Annotated in this window: 15 protein-coding genes, 1 rRNA gene and 2 pseudogenes; 2 read left to right on the top strand and 16 right to left on the bottom strand. The window is 30.3% G+C overall.

The annotated features are described in order from the left end of the window. From D2A34_RS22050 to D2A34_RS22020, 7 genes are all read right to left on the bottom strand, one after another. A 16S ribosomal RNA gene (locus tag D2A34_RS22050) occupies nucleotides 1-1,416 on the bottom strand; the annotation flags it as partial. Nucleotides 1,417-1,830: 414 nt separating this feature from the next. Then, nucleotides 1,831-3,888, bottom strand: coding sequence for a M13 family metallopeptidase (locus D2A34_RS22045; RefSeq protein ID WP_119367953.1), 2,058 nt, complete (start codon nucleotides 3,886-3,888; stop codon nucleotides 1,831-1,833). Nucleotides 3,889-4,137: 249 nt separating this feature from the next. Continuing rightward, complete coding sequence (locus tag D2A34_RS22040) at nucleotides 4,138-4,347, bottom strand: DUF350 domain-containing protein (RefSeq protein WP_079439117.1); 210 nt, start codon at nucleotides 4,345-4,347, stop codon at nucleotides 4,138-4,140. A 139-nt stretch (nucleotides 4,348-4,486) separates the two neighbouring features. After that, entirely contained in the window at nucleotides 4,487-6,949 is a 2,463-nt protein-coding gene (locus tag D2A34_RS22035) for a glutathionylspermidine synthase family protein (protein WP_079439118.1), read from the bottom strand. A gap of 96 nt (nucleotides 6,950-7,045) precedes the next feature. Then, nucleotides 7,046-7,381, bottom strand: a complete 336-nt coding sequence (locus tag D2A34_RS22030) for a hypothetical protein (RefSeq protein WP_079439120.1) — start codon at nucleotides 7,379-7,381, stop codon at nucleotides 7,046-7,048. Continuing rightward, nucleotides 7,381-8,010 (bottom strand): normocyte-binding protein, encoded by a 630-nt coding sequence (locus D2A34_RS22025; protein ID WP_119367952.1) that lies wholly within the window; start codon nucleotides 8,008-8,010, stop codon nucleotides 7,381-7,383. Before D2A34_RS22025 ends, D2A34_RS22030 begins: the two co-directional genes overlap by 1 nt. 8 nt (nucleotides 8,011-8,018) lie before the next feature. Beyond that, entirely contained in the window at nucleotides 8,019-8,402 is a 384-nt protein-coding gene (locus D2A34_RS22020; protein ID WP_079439123.1) for a hypothetical protein, read from the bottom strand. A gap of 189 nt (nucleotides 8,403-8,591) precedes the next feature. Between D2A34_RS22020 and D2A34_RS22015 the strand changes: the two genes are divergently transcribed. Both D2A34_RS22015 and D2A34_RS22010 read left to right on the top strand, forming a co-directional pair. Then, on the top strand, nucleotides 8,592-9,119 hold the full coding sequence (locus D2A34_RS22015; RefSeq protein ID WP_119367951.1) for a hypothetical protein: 528 nt from the start codon (nucleotides 8,592-8,594) through the stop codon (nucleotides 9,117-9,119). A 153-nt stretch (nucleotides 9,120-9,272) separates the two neighbouring features. After that, a complete protein-coding gene (locus D2A34_RS22010) occupies nucleotides 9,273-10,334 on the top strand; it encodes a galactose ABC transporter substrate-binding protein (RefSeq protein ID WP_119367950.1) in 1,062 nt (353 codons plus the stop codon). 410 nt (nucleotides 10,335-10,744) lie between these two features. Here the strand turns inward: D2A34_RS22010 and D2A34_RS22005 are convergent, their stop codons facing one another. The 9 genes and pseudogenes from D2A34_RS22005 to D2A34_RS21970 all read right to left on the bottom strand — a co-directional run bounded on the left by D2A34_RS22005 (nucleotide 10,745) and on the right by D2A34_RS21970 (nucleotide 16,849). Then, on the bottom strand, nucleotides 10,745-11,176 hold the full coding sequence (locus tag D2A34_RS22005) for a hypothetical protein (protein ID WP_119367949.1): 432 nt from the start codon (nucleotides 11,174-11,176) through the stop codon (nucleotides 10,745-10,747). Nucleotides 11,177-11,190: 14 nt separating this feature from the next. Further along, a complete protein-coding gene (locus D2A34_RS22000) occupies nucleotides 11,191-11,583 on the bottom strand; it encodes a hypothetical protein (protein ID WP_119367948.1) in 393 nt (130 codons plus the stop codon). 1 nt (nucleotide 11,584) lies between these two features. Then, a complete protein-coding gene (locus tag D2A34_RS21995; RefSeq protein WP_119367947.1) occupies nucleotides 11,585-12,055 on the bottom strand; it encodes a hypothetical protein in 471 nt (156 codons plus the stop codon). Nucleotides 12,056-12,546: 491 nt separating this feature from the next. Continuing rightward, a pseudogene (locus tag D2A34_RS21990) lies at nucleotides 12,547-12,797 on the bottom strand (LexA family protein); the annotation flags it as partial. Between the two features lie 161 nt (nucleotides 12,798-12,958). Continuing rightward, complete coding sequence (locus D2A34_RS26905; RefSeq protein WP_182629439.1) at nucleotides 12,959-13,123, bottom strand: hypothetical protein; 165 nt, start codon at nucleotides 13,121-13,123, stop codon at nucleotides 12,959-12,961. Nucleotides 13,124-13,240: 117 nt separating this feature from the next. Then, a complete protein-coding gene (locus tag D2A34_RS21985) occupies nucleotides 13,241-13,909 on the bottom strand; it encodes a hypothetical protein (protein WP_119367946.1) in 669 nt (222 codons plus the stop codon). A 71-nt stretch (nucleotides 13,910-13,980) separates the two neighbouring features. Beyond that, nucleotides 13,981-14,280, bottom strand: a pseudogene (locus D2A34_RS21980) (recombinase family protein); the annotation flags it as partial. A 78-nt stretch (nucleotides 14,281-14,358) separates the two neighbouring features. Then, entirely contained in the window at nucleotides 14,359-14,850 is a 492-nt protein-coding gene (locus D2A34_RS21975; protein ID WP_119367944.1) for a hypothetical protein, read from the bottom strand. 238 nt (nucleotides 14,851-15,088) lie between these two features. Further along, nucleotides 15,089-16,849, bottom strand: coding sequence for a GH25 family lysozyme (locus D2A34_RS21970; RefSeq protein WP_119367943.1), 1,761 nt, complete (start codon nucleotides 16,847-16,849; stop codon nucleotides 15,089-15,091). Nucleotides 16,850-16,865: the final 16 nt, after the last annotated feature.

Here is a 16,865-nt window from a genome sequence, read left to right as displayed (position 1 = left end):
GTTAGCTCACGAACTTTGGGTATTGCCAACTCTCATGGTGTGACGGGCGGTGTGTACAAGGCCCGGGAACGTATTCACCGCGACATTCTGATTCGCGATTACTAGCAACTCCAGCTTCATGTAGGCGAGTTTCAGCCTACAATCCGAACTGAGACTGGTTTTGAAGTTTGGCTCCACCTCGCGGTTTAGCATCTCTCTGTACCAGCCATTGTAGCACGTGTGTAGCCCTAGACATAAGGGGCATGATGATTTGACGTCATCCCCACCTTCCTCCCGGTTAACCCGGGCAGTCTCGCTAGAGTGCTCAACTAAATGGTAGCAACTAACAATAAGGGTTGCGCTCGTTGCGGGACTTAACCCAACATCTCACGACACGAGCTGACGACAACCATGCACCACCTGTCTTCCTGCCCCGAAGGGCTTCCCCGATTAAGGGTAATTCAGGAGATGTCAAGTCTAGGTAAGGTTCTTCGCGTTGCTTCGAATTAAACCACATGCTCCGCTGCTTGTGCGGGCCCCCGTCAATTCCTTTGAGTTTTAATCTTGCGACCGTACTCCCCAGGCGGAATACTTAATGCGTTAGCGGCGGCACAGAGGTCATGACAACCCCTACACCTAGTATTCATCGTTTACGGCGTGGACTACCAGGGTATCTAATCCTGTTTGCTCCCCACGCTTTCGAGCCTCAGTGTCAGTTACAGTCCAGAAAGTCGCCTTCGCCACTGGTATTCTTCCTAATCTCTACGCATTTCACCGCTACACTAGGAATTCTACTTTCCTCTCCTGCACTCTAGATATCCAGTTTGGAATGCAGCACTCAGGTTAAGCCCGAGTATTTCACATCCCACTTAAATATCCACCTACGCTCCCTTTACGCCCAGTAAATCCGGACAACGCTTGCCACCTACGTATTACCGCGGCTGCTGGCACGTAGTTAGCCGTGGCTTCCTCCTTGGGTACCGTCATTATCGTCCCCAAAGACAGAGTTTTACAATCCGAAGACCGTCATCACTCACGCGGCGTTGCTGCATCAGGGTTTCCCCCATTGTGCAATATTCCCCACTGCTGCCTCCCGTAGGAGTCTGGGCCGTGTCTCAGTCCCAATGTGGCCGATCACCCTCTCAGGTCGGCTACGCATCGTCGCCTTGGTGAGCCGTTACCTCACCAACTAGCTAATGCGACGCGGGTCCATCTCATAGCGGATTACTCCTTTAATTGCTGTTTCATGCGAAACTACAATCTTATGCGGTATTAATCTTCCTTTCGAAAGGCTATTCCCCTCTATGAGGCAGGTTACCCACGTGTTACTCACCCGTCCGCCGCTAATCCGTCCCCGAAGGGACTTCATCGCTCGACTTGCATGTGTTAAGCATGCCGCCAGCGTTCGTCCTGAGCCAGGATCAAACTCTCAATAAAAAGTTTAATCTTAGCTTACTCAAAAAAAATTGCTGGTTTACTTAAATGTATTTATCATATTCTGTTCAATTTTCAAAGATCTTGTCGCCCTCAAGCAACTCATTTAGTTTATCATCTACTCAACTTAATGTCAACACTTTTTTCAAAAACATTTTTTCTTGATTCTCAGTGCTTTTCATCAACTTCCGTGACAACAAAACTTATTATATCACCATATTTGTCTGTCACATTTTATTATTTACTATTTTTCGATAAATATTCTCTATATTCTCTATTATACTCCACGATTCTAACTTATATACAAAGAGATACACTAGGCTATGTTTGTATAGCCCAGTTTCTATCCTTAGCTATATTTATCTTAAATCCAGCTGTTTTCAACTATTTGCAAAATCACAAATAAAATATTATCTTTTACCATATTCCTACCCTATCTTCTGGATTTACGTACATCTTATCACCCTCTTTTATATCATATGTTTTATAAAATTCCTCAAATTGAGATAAAACTGCATTCACTCTAACCTTTTTAGGGGCATGAGGATCATTGCTTAGCAAATATTCTCTTATCTCTTTAGTCGAAACCTCCCTCCAGATTGTCGCATAATTTTCAAACAAATCCTTCAGGTTAGGATTTTCTGCTTTTTTAGCTACATCTAAAACACAGGCTATACCACCTAAATCACTTATATTTTCTCCAACAGTTAAGAATCCATTTACAAACTTCCCATCACTCATTTCTATTTTGGAGTAATAATCTACTACTTTTTTACTTCTATTAGTAAATTCTTTATAATCAGTGTCATTCCACCATCTTTTTAGTTTACCAGTCTCATCAAACTGCGCCCCTGTATTATCAAATGCGTGAGTAAGCTCATGACCTATAACAACTCCAATCCCTCCAAGGTTCTTTTCCTTTTTAGCATTCTTATCATAAAATGGTGGCTGCAATATTCCTGCTGGAAAAACAATTTCATTATTTAACGCGTTATAATAAGCATTAACTGTACAAGCACCCATGTTCCATTCATTTTTATTTACAGGTTTGTTTAATTTGAGAAATTGTTTTCCAATCTGTGATACATAAATATTCATTACATTCTCTATTAAAGAACCATCCTCATCGTAGGATTTTATTTCTATATCGCTATAATCATTCCACTCATCAGGGTATCCTATTTTCACTGTAACACTTTCTAACTTACTAAGAGCTTTTTCTTTGGTCTGTTTGCTCATCCACGAAATATTTTGTATTCTGTTCTCAAAATTTTCTATAATTTCTTTTGCTATATTTTCTACATCCTTTTTGGATTCTTGGTCGAAGTGTTTATCCACATATAATTTACTTATTAATTCATTTAATTGATTGCTTACAAATCTTACTCCACTACCTTCACTTAATTCAGTCGATTCTACTCCATAAAACGCTTTTCTTAATCCATCACTAGCCTCTCTATGCTTAGATGTTAAGAAACTATCTGTGTTTAAAAGTATACTTGTTTTTAAAAATACTTTCATATTATTTAGATTATCATCAATCATATATGAGTTGACCAATTTTAACTCTTCAGGATTTTCAACTATTATTTTAGTATTATTACTTATACCTAAGTTTGATAATAGTTCTGAAAATTTGATATTGGGCGCTAATTTTTCAAGACTTTTAATATTATACACGTTATAAGACTTCTGAATTCTATTCTGATCCTTGGCCTCTTCCTCATACGATGGTATCTTTTCCGCTATATTGCTTTCAATGTTATAAAATACTTCCGCATTCGCTTTTGAATCTTCTTGATTCTCTCCATATAACGTATATAATCTAGTCAAATATTCAAGATACACTTGTTTTATTTCGTGATTTTTATCGCCAGATTCTTTGTAGTAGTGTGAATTCCCAAGTCCAAGGTTACTTGATGATATATAAAGAACATTAGTACTACTATCTTTATAATCAGGTCCAACTCCTAAATTTACTAATGATTGAAAATATGAAAATTCCACATCATTAATAATATTTTTTAAATCCTCTACACTATTAATTTCATCAATCTTGTTTATGTATTTCTCTATAGGCTTTACCCCTAATTCGTTTCTTTGTTTCATATTTAAATAATTATTGTATAAATTTAAAATTTTTAATTCGTCACTATTTTTATCGTATTTATCTTTATTTACTTGTATATCTTTTATTATATTAAGTATACCTTCATTAACTCTTCCACATACTTCTTCAAATGTCCCATAAGAAACGTACCCACTTTGAAGTTTTGTACTCGACAGCCATTCCTTATTTATTGCAGTATAAAAATCATCTTGCATCCTAACATCTTGGCTACACTCTGTTCTACTAATTGTGCTGTTTGCTCTATTAAGTTCCGAGCTATATGCACTAACCTTTAAAGGTAATGATATATTTAAAATAAATACTATTACTATTGACGCAAATTTCCTTAGTATATTTTTTCTCATAGCTATCCTCCTTAGTACGTTAATTATTTTAGAATATAAGTTTTATATTTTCAGTAATATTGCAACTTATTCTAAATAAAAAATGATTCTATAATATTATTCAATTTATCTCCTTAAATAATACATGGTTTTAAAATAAACAAAGAACTATCTCGAAATAGTGAGTTATTTCGAGATAGTTCTTTCCCACGGATAATTACAAACTCTATGAAGAACAAATATCCTTGTTTATGTTCTAATTGAATTACTTTATGCTACAACTCCAGAAATTATTATACCTATAGCAATCATGAAACCAGCTATAACAATAGCTACTGCCATATTCTTATCTTTTAGTTCTTGATTAAAATCAATTCTTGTTAATACTTTATCAAAAAACCAATATCCAAAAACCAAGAGAATAATACCAATTAATCCGAAGATAATACTTGAAATAATGCTATTTGTAATGTTATTCATTAAACTTTTCCCCCTTAAAATATATAATTATATAAAATATTATTTACTCTTTATCTAGATAATTATAAAAAACAAAATCACAATTTTGCATTTAAATATTTTGCTTGCATAAGCACAACATATCTATCGCTACTTTAAATTATTGATTAATATAAGTAGGCATATATATTGCATTTTTATTAGTTATAAAATCACCCATTCTTGTATAAATCCCACAAGGTTTATCATCTGTTATATATACTCCTAATACAGGAAACTGATATTTCTTTGATTTTCCCATTGTTGAATATATATCAATACATATTGGTTTAATATTAACCCTATCTTGAAAAATAATATTTTCTAACTCTTGATCTATCTTATTATAACTTATGTCAATACCCATTCCCTCTCTTGAGAGATATGGTTTAATCACATAATCCGATGAAAGTTTTTCATCTTCCTCTACACTTGTATATGGTATATATCTTAATATAAACTTTTCCTCATCCTCAGAAAAAAAGTTTTTCCCTAAAAGCTCATATATTACCGCTAAAAATGCCTTTGACTGAGTTATCAATGTATGTGCTGGGTTTATTAAGTAATCTCCAGAATTAAGAGGCTCTATTATATCTCTCATCTCCTCCTCAAAATAAAACCAATCTAAGGGGTAATGCCTATATATTGCATCTATTTCTTCCCCATAAAGGAAAATCTTATTATTGACTACTTTCAAATCATACACATTACCAAGAATAATATTATAATCTTTCAATTCCTTTAATACTTCTGATATTATATTACTTGTATATATATCTTCATAATACCAGGAAGTCACCACTGCAATATTGTTTATACTTTTTGATTTCTTAAACTCTTCCAATATAATAAAAAATGTTTTTCTTATCTCACCTCTAAGCTTTTCATTAGGATCCTCATACTCAATATTAAGCTTTTTCTTAACTATAGAGTTCCCTCCGATAGACTCAACTAAGCCTGCTGGAGTTTCTGAGTTAAATTCCAAAATTTTTAAATTACCATCATTGTCAACAACAAAATCTATCCTTCCTAAAGCACAAAGTACAGAAGTTAAGGATTTAGAAACCAACTTATAAAGTTTTTCTGGTATTCCAAGTATTTTTCCAAATATATCTATGTTTTTCTGGATATGAGGATACATTCTCTTTAATATTTCACAAAACTTTTCACTTACATATAGCATTTCTTCATGGAGATTTTTCTTTATAATTAAAGAGTCCAATGAAATATATTCATTAACATTAGTATACGCACCTGTAAAATTATACTTAAAAGCAATTTCTTCTATTACTTCATTCCATGTGTCACATCTATTTTCAGCTTCAAACTTTTTTACCAAAATAGGAAACTCTTGAACCCCTAAAGGACACATCCAAGTATAATTATCATTAGTAAGGAAGTTTTCGCTCCATCTTACTAAAAAACCTTGTACTTTATCTTTGATTAAGTAAACACCAAAATTCCCAAAAGCTGAAGTTGGAATGTTCATGTTATTATTACTTGGAACATAAGTATATTCCTGCTTAATATCTATTATATTTTGCCGTACATGTATCTTATTACTTTCATATATAATCTTAATTTGTGTATTCCATTCTTCCTGAGTATACAACTTACCAATATAAACTTCTTGACTATATCTTCCTAGCGAAGACTTAACAACATAATTATCCTTATTACTCATTACTTCTTCAATTCCATTTGCAGTTAATATTTCGGTATAAGGAATACATTGAGTTATAACCTCCTTATCTCTTGAAGAAATAAGGTTTGAATCTTCCTTAACTAAATCCCAAAGGTAAGCAAAAAAACCTTTTGCTTGAATAGCTATAATTCTCGGATCATTTATTAACAAAAGTTTACCATTATCCGCACATTCTAAAATTTCCTCTATATTCGAAATTTCATTGCAAAATTCAGTTGGAAACAATCGTAAAATTATAGGCAGCTTAATACTAGAATATCCATAAACATCTCCATCTCTAACAGATAAATTGTTAGGCCCAACCTGCACTATATTAATATTAGTATCTTTAAAGACATGTTTAAAATAGTAACTGTGATGCAACTCTTCATAATGACAGGGATCCATCAAAAACCCCACATTAATCTTTTCATCACTTTTAGTGTAACTAATACAGATTTCCATTAGCTCCTTCATAAATACCTCTAAAAAATTACTGTTTAGATTTCCACTAAAATTACTTTTCCCTGCCAGATGCATTTCTTTTTGCCCACAAGGTTTGTCATAATTAAATTCAGCAAAATAAATTCTATCGTTAACATCTCTAAAAGTGTCATATCTCGCCCAAAACATTGTTGAGATTGGGCACTTTAAGTTAAATATCTTATCTTTAAAAATAAAATCATCAAAGTAATTTAATAGTTTTTTGTGTTTATCATTACTCTCTTTTAGTATCTCTAAGGATATCTTGTTTATTTCTTCACTATAATACACCATTTTTTCATATGTACTCACTTCAAAATAGAAAGGTATTTGTGAATGGACATATTCTTCACCTAAAGAACTTACCATATAATTATTAAATAAAACATCCTCAATATAATTTATTTGTTTTTCCATATCACACTTCTCTTTCTATAAGATATATAGAACAAATATGAATCTCAGTATTTCTGACTAATTTTATTCTTACTCCAGAATCATTTTGAACATAAATTAGCTAGATGAACTTCCTCCTATTGAACCCGAATATCCAGAAGACTTTCCACCTGATGAACTTATGCTGCTTTTCCCGCTTGAAGAGCCATCACTTATAGAAGACTTACCGCCTGATGATCCTCCAGTAAATCCATGCCACCCTCCGGAAGTGCCTCCACTGCTGTATCCATTGTCTTCCTCATCTTTCTCTTTTTCTTGAGGATTATAACATCCTGCGAAACCAAGAGGACTACTAACCATAAATGTTGCAGCTACCGCTATCGCTAATGCTTTTTTCTTGTTCCCCTTTGCTATATCCTTTATCTCCTTTGATATTTCTTCAATATCTTTCATTACAACATCACCCTTATTATTTCTACCTTTATATCTTTACTTATAGAGTCTATATAAGCCCTTAGATCTTCTTTTAATTCACCTCTAGTTAAAATAACAACTCCATTGTATTTAAGTTCTTTTAACATGTTTACATATGGAAGGTCATCCTCCCCTACTCCGTACTGATTATTTAATTTATCTTCTAAATATTTAACTTCTAAATTATTGTCATATCTGTTACTAGGAATTAGCATAACAATTTTATTAGAGTTTACCTTATTTAATTTTAATCCATTATTTATTAATTTACTTATACCCACCCTATCTCCAACGATACCAAACGGGTGAAATAAAAGATTAATATTCAGAATTGGTTTAATGCTATATTTGTTATTTAATACAAGTGCAGTATCCAATATTTCGTTAAGAGGTAAATCAACTATTGTAAAATTATTTTCATCAAGATTTTCTTTTATCTTGTCCACCACATCTTGCCTACACTTATTTTTACTTCCCGCCTTTAGCTCAAAATTTTCGTAAGTTTGCAGCGAGACAAATGGTGTACTTCTGAAAAAGCCCTGAAATGGCCCTAACCCTGATTTCCATGTCCTGTATAGCTTTCTTAAATCTACATCCTGCAGTTTCATTGAAATGCCTACCTTTCATAAGTGACAGCATAAATTCCATCTAAGGATATACACTGCTTAAAACCATCTTCAGTTATAAAAACCAAGTGACTATCTCCACCTTCGTCTTCATGAACTTCACCTTTAAATGAAATATTGGGTTCAGAATTTTGCCAAGATTTTATATTCGAGTATATATTAATTTCCTTAGCATATGACAAAAATCCATATGGGAGCTTATATATAAAAGCGAAGTTATTCTTCAAAGAAAGTATCTGTCTATATTTCTTATGTTCACAAATTGTATCAATTGCCAGTACTCCATTATATGTAGAATTAACCTCTCCCTCAAGTACTTCTGTAGGAATATCATTAAACCATTCATCGTAAGTCTTATAAATATAAATTTCCATTCTTACCTCACACTTGTTATATTAATAGTAATATTATAATCTATTTCTTCTTAATTACATACTATAACTTATAAATTTTCAAAATTTTATTATATATAGAATTAATTATAAATTTGTTTCTTATTTGAAATTGTGATTTTATATTATTATACTAAAAATATATGTTTTAATAAGGAGGCACCTTAGTTAATGATTTCATTTATTAAATTACATTCAGAAATTTTCATTCTATTATTCCTTTTATTTTTAACAATTGATGCTTTTATACTAATTATAAAATTCACAAATAATTTAGATTCTCGTCCAAATCTAAAAATTTCATATGATATCTCAAAGAGTTACTATCTGGGTTCTTTTTATGATAATGAGTATATATTAGTAATTATAAACTTAACCATTGAAAATAAGTCAGCGAAATCTGTTGATATTTTAAACATAAAACTACTTAATAGAGATAGACCATATTTGGCAACCATGCCTAAGATTAAAGATATCACTAATGAATATAAATCCAGATCTATTAATCTTAATATTATTTCAGACAATATCCTTCTCAAAAACATGAACATTCCTTCACAAGATACAATTAATGGATATGCAGTTTTTGACAATGTTGACTTAATCACTGATAATGGAGATTACACTATTATTGTTGAAACTCCTAGGAAAGTTTTCACGAGTCAAATTGCTCTAAAGCCATCTGATGGAATCTTTTGATCAAGTAATCCATTATAAAAATAATTTATTTTTTTATAAATTGCTTTTTATTCTCATTATCATAAATATTATTATTCCTTTCACGCATAAATTTTCTCATTAGAGAAAACCTAATAAATATTATAATTTCTACTAGTACTATGGAGGATAATGATGAAAATATTCAGAAAAATGCTAACATTCATTATTCCAATTGTTATACTTTCCACATCAATTCATGTGATATTAAACAAAATACATTATAATACCTGTTTATCTTCTGCTAACACAGGAGGGATAACTAATATAGGAGTACTATTTTTTAAGCTTGATGATCCATATATGTCATTGGTTAAACAAAGTCTTGATAATATTCAAAAGCAACACGAAAATACTGTAAAATTCACATTCTTTGATGGCAAGGATAATCAAGCTATACAAAATGTAGCTCTAGATTCTATGTTTAGAAATAACTTTGATCTTTTATTGATAGACTTAGTTAATGAAAATGAAAATGCGGTATTGAATATTATTGTTCAGGCTAAACAAAATAATATTCCAATAATCTTATTTAATTTTGAATTATCTACTATACCAGAAGCTGTTAAATCTTATAATAAAGTTATCTTTATAGCAACAGATTCAAGAAAATCTGGAGTTTTACAAAGCAAACTGATCATAGATAAATGGATTACAGATAAAGAAATTATAGATAAAAATAAAGATAATAAGATTCAATATATTATGTTAAAAGGTAATGCAGACAGTAAAGCGACAATTTACAGAAGTGACTATTGTATCTCAACAATTAATGCTTCAGGAATAGAGACTGTTGAATTATCTTCAAAAGTATGTAATTGGGATAAAGAATTAGCTAAATCCAACATAGATTCTTTATTCTTAAGATATGGTAATAATTTAGAGATGATAATTTCCAATAATGATGCTATGGCAATTGGGGCTATTGAAGCCTTGCAGAAATATGGTTATAACAACAGCGATAAAACTAAGACTATACCAGTTTTCGGAATAGACGGAATACCAGAAGCGAAAGATTTAATCAGTAAGGGCTTTATGACTGGCACTGTTATTCAAAATTCTAATGAATTAGCCCAAGCACTTTACACTGTTGGAGTCAACCTAGTTTCAAATGTTAATCCCTTGGAAAATACAGATTATAAATTTGATAAAACTGGATTTGTAATCGAAATGCCATATTATGAATATACAAAATGATAACAAAAATACCAACAGTTTAGAGTTGCTCTCAACTGTTGGTATTACTACTTTCATGGTGCACCCAGTGGGACTCAAACCCACGACTTCTGGATTAGTTTTTTTGAAATTTATAATAATTTATATTATGTTATATCAGCTATAAAACTAACATTCTGCTTTATAATTTTCTTTGCTAATTTATATTAATTTATAACTTTTGTGGGAAAAGTGTGGGAATTAAGGAAACTAGAACTTTTCAGAAATATAGAGATATTATAAAATGTATTTCATCTGTTAGTATTACATTTAGTTTTTGAATTGGTCAAGATTTTAAAATAATGTCATAAAAATATAGCAGTATTTAAGTACTCTTAAACTACTGCTATATTTACACGATGAAATTGGCTTGTATTCCCACATAAATATCTTTAGAAATGTGATGCAATTATAAAAGTTTCAGGTTCTTGCTTACTTTTAAACTTTAGATTTTCAACCACTTTTGATATTAATTTATTAGTTGTTTTTACATTTATATTTACATCTACAGTTACAAGATCAAATAATTCTAATTGCTTCCTTATACATTCACTTCTTTCACTTTTTATATAATCCAGTGAAAAAACTTGTTCAGTTGAGTTACACATAGAAATTTCATTTAAATAATCATATAAAAAGGTAAAGTGTTTTAACTCCTCTGGACTTAAACATTCCTGTGCCAATTCTATTACCACAGATATAAATTGTTCATCCCATTCTAATTCCTCATTATCATAGATTAAAACCTTATGACCATCCCTATTACTCTCAATAAAATTAGTATCAGCATATATTTCACGTAGTTTTTGAATTAATTCTTTCATAATTTAAGCCCTCCTTACTTATTTTTAACAATTCTATAAAAATCTTTACTATGTCTTATTGCATTTTTAGCTATTCTATCATCCATCGGTTCTTTCGAATAATCCGCCTTGTGCCTTAAATCTCTTAATGTTTGAGTACACCTATTTGCCAATAATTTATCATTAAAATCTATTCTTTTACTAAGAATGTTGTCCATATACCAAGTTATAGTATAATTGTGAGAACCCATAGTGCTCTTTTTGGCTTCTGTATTTACCCCGTCTAATTCCTTACTTAAATCTATTTTATGTAAAATTATTTGAAACATTCCATAATATGCCCTATTCACGCAAGAATTATACTTCTTTTCTTCATATAGCTTGTCACTAGCATCTAAACTTTCTTTTGCCTTTTCTTCAAAAGTCATATTATTCACCAACTTTTAATTTTTTAGGAAGATTTATTTGCATATTCGAATTCTTAAAAATATACTCAATATGCTTTTTTATTTTGGGATAAGCTAAGTTAAATAGATAATTTGTAAATTCTTGCTCTCCAAGGTTATCTTCCTTATCATTATCTAGTTCATCTATTATAGATTTAATAGTTTCACCTTCATAAATATTTAATGTAGTTAAACTTAACTCTGACTGAGTTTTTTCTTCTTCATCCGAAACTTTTAACTTTCTAACAATGCTCATATCTGTTTTTAAGATTATATGACTTTTTTCATCATCCCATCCTAAGTTAATATTAACTGTTAATTTGCTTTTTATCTTTGCTGCTTCTGGATCTACATTAAGCATTTTAGTAAACTTTTCTTCCACAACATCATAAGCTACTAATTTTATTGCTTCAAACGGCTCGCTTAATTTCATGTTATTTTCTTTTTTACCCATAAGTACTCCCTCTTTTATCATAAACTACTAAAGTAAGTAAAGTCATGTATATATTTGTATGTTTTTGTATATATTTGTGTGTGTATGTATATATTATACATACATGCACAATAATTCTGTCAAGTTGGGAAAATTAACAAATTGCCCCATTAAGTTAGGTATCTTTTGTTTTCTTCCTAAATGCTAGTCTTATTGTATTATTTTGTAACAACATACTAACATAGCAAAAACTAACCTTATATATATTATATACTTTTTTCCTTTATTTGGAACAAAAAAAATCGTTATTAGTTATAATTATTTTCCTCAAAACTCTCTTAACCCTGTAAACTTTAATAGTATATCTTTTTCTTATAACATATTAACTACATAAAGTAGTAAAAGTCTTCTATTGTTAAATATAGACGACTCTTACATTCAACCTACATCAAGGAATAACTTGCTATTTTTTTATTCTATATTTTTATTATACTTATGTTTATATTTCTATTTCAATCGAACGATCTAAAAAGTCCAATAACCTTGCCTATTATTTTACAATCTTTAACTATAATAGGCTCCATAGCATTATTTTCAGGTTGGAGTTTTATAAAATCCTTTTCTTTAAAAAATCTTTTATTGTAGCTGAATAATCAATTAACGCAGCAATAATTTCCCCATTTCTTGCTACATTAGTATTCTTTATAATTACTAAATCATTATCTCTTATACCTGCATTAATCATACTTTCTCCAGACACTCTATTCTGTACAGCGCAGAAAAATAGATGAGCAATTAAAAGCTTTAGAAAAAGATATGTTAGATATATTAAAAGATAAATAATGATTTTGAATATTAATTAAGCTTGTATATGTAAAAAAATAGAACTAGTGGTATTTCCACTAATTCTATCTAAAAATTTATTTACTTATTTATACTATCAAAACTTATAACTGTTTTATCTAATCTATCAGCTACATATTGAACCGTTGCAATTCTAAATGCATTCATTATACTAATTACTTTTCCCTCAACTTTTCTTCCGTTTATGTCAATCCCACTAATTGTGATTCCCTCTTTTATCTCCATAGTTTACTCTTCTTTATAATCTTAGTAACTTCGCTAAACATAGATATATTAGAATTATTACTCATACAAACTTAGAATTGAGACTTAGAAACACCGTAAAATTTTAACTTATTGATCTTACTTCTTGTCTATATATTCTCTAAGTTTAAGAGATAGTTCATATATTTCCTGGAGTTCCTTCGTTAAGAACGATAAATCAGTATTAGTAATTCGAACATTGGGCATTCTGCTGAATTGTCTGTAAAATCCACTTTTCTGAATATTGTTAATAAGTTCTATATGATCAGAATCCATAAAATACATATAAGGCATAATTTTTTCTATATAATTACTCAATCCATAATATGAATCAGCTAAATAATTCCACCACGTTCCATTAATCCTATTTATCGGATCAATAACTATCGGAGCTTGGCTATTAGGGTTAACTGCCAAAGCAATTGTCTCAACGTCTTGAGCAGATAGTTTATCTTTTTGAGGCATATTAATACTTTCACGTAGCGCCTCAAAAAGACCAAGACTTCGAGAACTAATCATTCCAGATAGATAATAAGTGTAAACGGATATCTTTTCACGATCTCTATTTGCCGGGATATAAACTAGCAAATAGTAAAAGAAGGAACTACTAATAAATGCTATTGATAGATCGTAAATAACATCATCCAGTATAATAGAGCCTCCTTTAAATAGTTCAGGTGTATCAAAGAAAACTATCCTTATTATTATTAATATTACTGAGACAAGACAACCAATGTTTAATATTTTATGTAACTGTTTTGTATTCATAATCTACTCCTTTTCTGATTTTTTAGTAAATTCGATATGATTCATCTATCTTATCAAACATATAGAAATTATCACTTTTTTGCCAACTTTATATATTTATATAATGTACTTCTTCCAATCCCAGGCATTTTTGCAAATCCACTTGCAGTTATATTTCCATATTCACCACATTTAAATTTTTTATATTCTTTAATAAAATTACGTGATACCTCTGCTTTTGGTCTGCCTAATGTTTTCCCTTTAGATTTTGCAACTGCTAATCCCTGGTTTATTCTCTGAACTATCTTTTCTCTCTCTTGTTGCGCCATATGAGCTTTAAGAGTTATAAATATATCAGATATCATATTATAAATACTTGAATCCTGAATTTTCCCTCTAGTATTTTAAACTGTGGCCTATGATCTGCATTAATTGTTCCAGGTATTCTTTCATCTAATAATAGTCTACTTTTATTTGATTTCAAAAAGCACAAAATTTTCTTTACTTGTATTATAAGGTGCTATTTCTATATATTTAGCTTTATTGAAATCTCCTGATACAACAATTTTACCATTTTCATTGTCAGCAGTATCAATACCAATATTTTTTACTTCTAATGAATTTCCCTCTTTGTCTTTTACGTCTATAGCCATAAATTTATCTAAAGAGTATTTTAATAGTTGATATGATGGAGCAAAACAATTTACTGTAATCGAACTTTCATTTTTCTCCATACCACTTACATTAATAATTGGATAGCTTCCATCTGAATTTTTATCAGTGCTATCTCTATAAACTTTATTAAATTCTGCAAGCTCCTCTGGTTGCCACTTCTCACTAATTTGTGTTTGTTCTTGTTTTGAAGTCTCTTTTGCTTTACTAGCATTATCATTCGAATGGCCACATCCGACCAAAGTGAACAATCCAGCTATTATTAAACTAACTAATATTTTTTTCTTCATCACATTATCCCCTTTAATCCTATACCATAATTGTATATTATTTGATATCTTTGTCAAATATCTTAAAATTAGTATGTATATTTTTTCTAAAATAGGTCAATGATTATAAGGAATTTGAAATTAAAAGTGCATTTTAGCACAAAAGAGATAGTATTAAAGGATCACTCTCCATAAAATACTATCTCTATTTTTATACAAAAAAATAAAGGGTATAGGATTAACTCCTATACCCTTAAAATTATCTTAATATATCTTGATTAAATTCATTTATATCTACTGCAGTATTAATACCGTTTATTGTTCCTAACTCTGTGTATTGATGTCCTACTCTAGTTGTCCATATAAAGTTACCTGGAAGGTCCCATGGAGTATTATTGTAATTAGCTTCCCATAATGAATATCGAGACAATCTAGAATCTAAATTATTCATAAATCCACTATAGGTATAAATACATGGCTCCATACAACTTAATTCTTTAAACTTAGATATAAATTTTAATGCATAATCCATTAAACCCTCAAATAGAGTTTCTATGTCTAAACAAGGTTTTAAATCACTTTGTTTATCCTTAATTTGATTGTAGAAATTATTAGCTTGAGTTTCAGGTGAGCTTGTACCCACTAAGAAATGATAGAATCCTGTTTTTAATCCTGCTTGTCTTGCACCACAATAATTAATGTTTAAATAACTGTCCATAAATGTTGTCCCCTCTGTAGCCTTAATATAGACTGCATCAATTCCATAAGTTTTCACTTTATTAAAATCTATATTTCCATTGTGACTACTAACATCTATTCCCTTAAATATCGCATTATCAGGTGATTCTATCCATGCTCCATTTAAATCAAAGCTATAATTTTTACTATCTATAAGAATCGTACAATTGGAATAGCAATAACCTTTGTCTATATCTAAGTAGTACCATTTATCTTTGTACTGCAGCCATCCTGTTTGCATTATACAATCATTATTGAAATAATACCATTTACCGTTAATGTAAACCCATCCTGTATAAGCGTAACCTTTATCAACATCTAGATAAAACCATCTTTCCTTCGAATCCTGTAACCATTCCGTATGCATAGTTCCATCTTTATTCATGAAATACCATTTACCCTTCCATTGTAACCAATCGTTTTGAACTAAAGTATCTCCGTCTTTAGAATAAAGCCATTTTCCGTTAGGATCTTTGTCCCAACCTACTCTATATTTTTTTACTACAGGCTTACTGATAGGCTTATCAGTTATAATATAATAGTCACTTATTATATTTGAATCTTCATTTAGTATTAAATCATGATCCCATTCTCCATCCCACCAGTTTAATAAATTATAATCCTTACCTTTATATCCGGTTATAAGCATTTCATGATTTCCAATTTTATTACCTATTGGCACTGACGGAATTACATAATTATTATTTACTGCTTCATAAAAATTTGTATATACTTTTACTCCTATTAGAACTGGAATTCCTTGAGATACGAGCCTTCTGACATCTTCTTTTTCAATTTTAACATATCCGCTAATTTTATTTTTAGCAGCTTCCACGAATATTTTATCTTTATTACTATTCTTTATAAGATCTGTTCGTATATCAGGATATTCTTTCATTATATTAAATAATTCTAATGAGGTTACACCCTCATTCTTCATATGATTTAAAACTTCTCTAGGAATAGAACCAATGCCTTGATAATCACTATCTAACCTATTGGCATATAAGAACCACCATGAGAAAGGAACTGTCGCTGCCTTTTGTATCATATAGGCTGCAGCGCATGTACATGCATTGCAAGCACCTATATTTTTTTGCTTAACTTTAACAGGTAAAGAATAATTTATATGGAATTCTTCAGGAATAATAGTATTGCTACTCACAGCTTCAGTAATCACATCTAAGGTATAATCACGCATATCTACAGGATTTTCTTTAGATAACGGATGTTTATTTAACATATCTTGGATATAATCATCATTTATTGTTATGTTACTCATAAGTTAATCACTTCTT

It is taken from the genome of Clostridium chromiireducens (assembly GCF_003575225.1).
In the GTDB taxonomy this organism is placed as follows: domain Bacteria; phylum Bacillota; class Clostridia; order Clostridiales; family Clostridiaceae; genus Clostridium; species Clostridium chromiireducens.
The sequence above is the reverse complement of the archived record's forward strand: the minus strand, read 5'-3'. Positions and strand labels throughout refer to the sequence as shown.

Excerpts from the sequence above, each read along its gene's own strand:
- D2A34_RS21970 (WP_119367943.1), bottom strand. The coding sequence starts at position 16,849 with ATGAGTAACATAACAATAAATGATGATTATATCCAAGATATGTTAAAT.
- D2A34_RS21985 (WP_119367946.1), bottom strand. The coding sequence starts at position 13,909 with ATGAATACAAAACAGTTACATAAAATATTAAACATTGGTTGTCTTGTC.
- D2A34_RS22000 (WP_119367948.1), bottom strand. The coding sequence starts at position 11,583 with ATGACTTTTGAAGAAAAGGCAAAAGAAAGTTTAGATGCTAGTGACAAG.
- D2A34_RS22025 (WP_119367952.1), bottom strand. The coding sequence starts at position 8,010 with ATGAAACTGCAGGATGTAGATTTAAGAAAGCTATACAGGACATGGAAA.
- D2A34_RS22020 (WP_079439123.1), bottom strand. The coding sequence starts at position 8,402 with ATGGAAATTTATATTTATAAGACTTACGATGAATGGTTTAATGATATT.
- D2A34_RS21995 (WP_119367947.1), bottom strand. The coding sequence starts at position 12,055 with ATGGGTAAAAAAGAAAATAACATGAAATTAAGCGAGCCGTTTGAAGCA.
- D2A34_RS21975 (WP_119367944.1), bottom strand. The coding sequence starts at position 14,850 with ATGAAGAAAAAAATATTAGTTAGTTTAATAATAGCTGGATTGTTCACT.
- D2A34_RS22005 (WP_119367949.1), bottom strand. The coding sequence starts at position 11,176 with ATGAAAGAATTAATTCAAAAACTACGTGAAATATATGCTGATACTAAT.
- D2A34_RS22030 (WP_079439120.1), bottom strand. The coding sequence starts at position 7,381 with ATGAAAGATATTGAAGAAATATCAAAGGAGATAAAGGATATAGCAAAG.
- D2A34_RS22045 (WP_119367953.1), bottom strand. The coding sequence starts at position 3,888 with ATGAGAAAAAATATACTAAGGAAATTTGCGTCAATAGTAATAGTATTT.
- D2A34_RS26905 (WP_182629439.1), bottom strand. The coding sequence starts at position 13,123 with ATGGAGATAAAAGAGGGAATCACAATTAGTGGGATTGACATAAACGGA.
- D2A34_RS22040 (WP_079439117.1), bottom strand. The coding sequence starts at position 4,347 with ATGAATAACATTACAAATAGCATTATTTCAAGTATTATCTTCGGATTA.
- D2A34_RS22035 (WP_079439118.1), bottom strand. The coding sequence starts at position 6,949 with ATGGAAAAACAAATAAATTATATTGAGGATGTTTTATTTAATAATTAT.
- D2A34_RS22010 (WP_119367950.1), top strand. The coding sequence starts at position 9,273 with ATGAAAATATTCAGAAAAATGCTAACATTCATTATTCCAATTGTTATA.
- D2A34_RS22015 (WP_119367951.1), top strand. The coding sequence starts at position 8,592 with ATGATTTCATTTATTAAATTACATTCAGAAATTTTCATTCTATTATTC.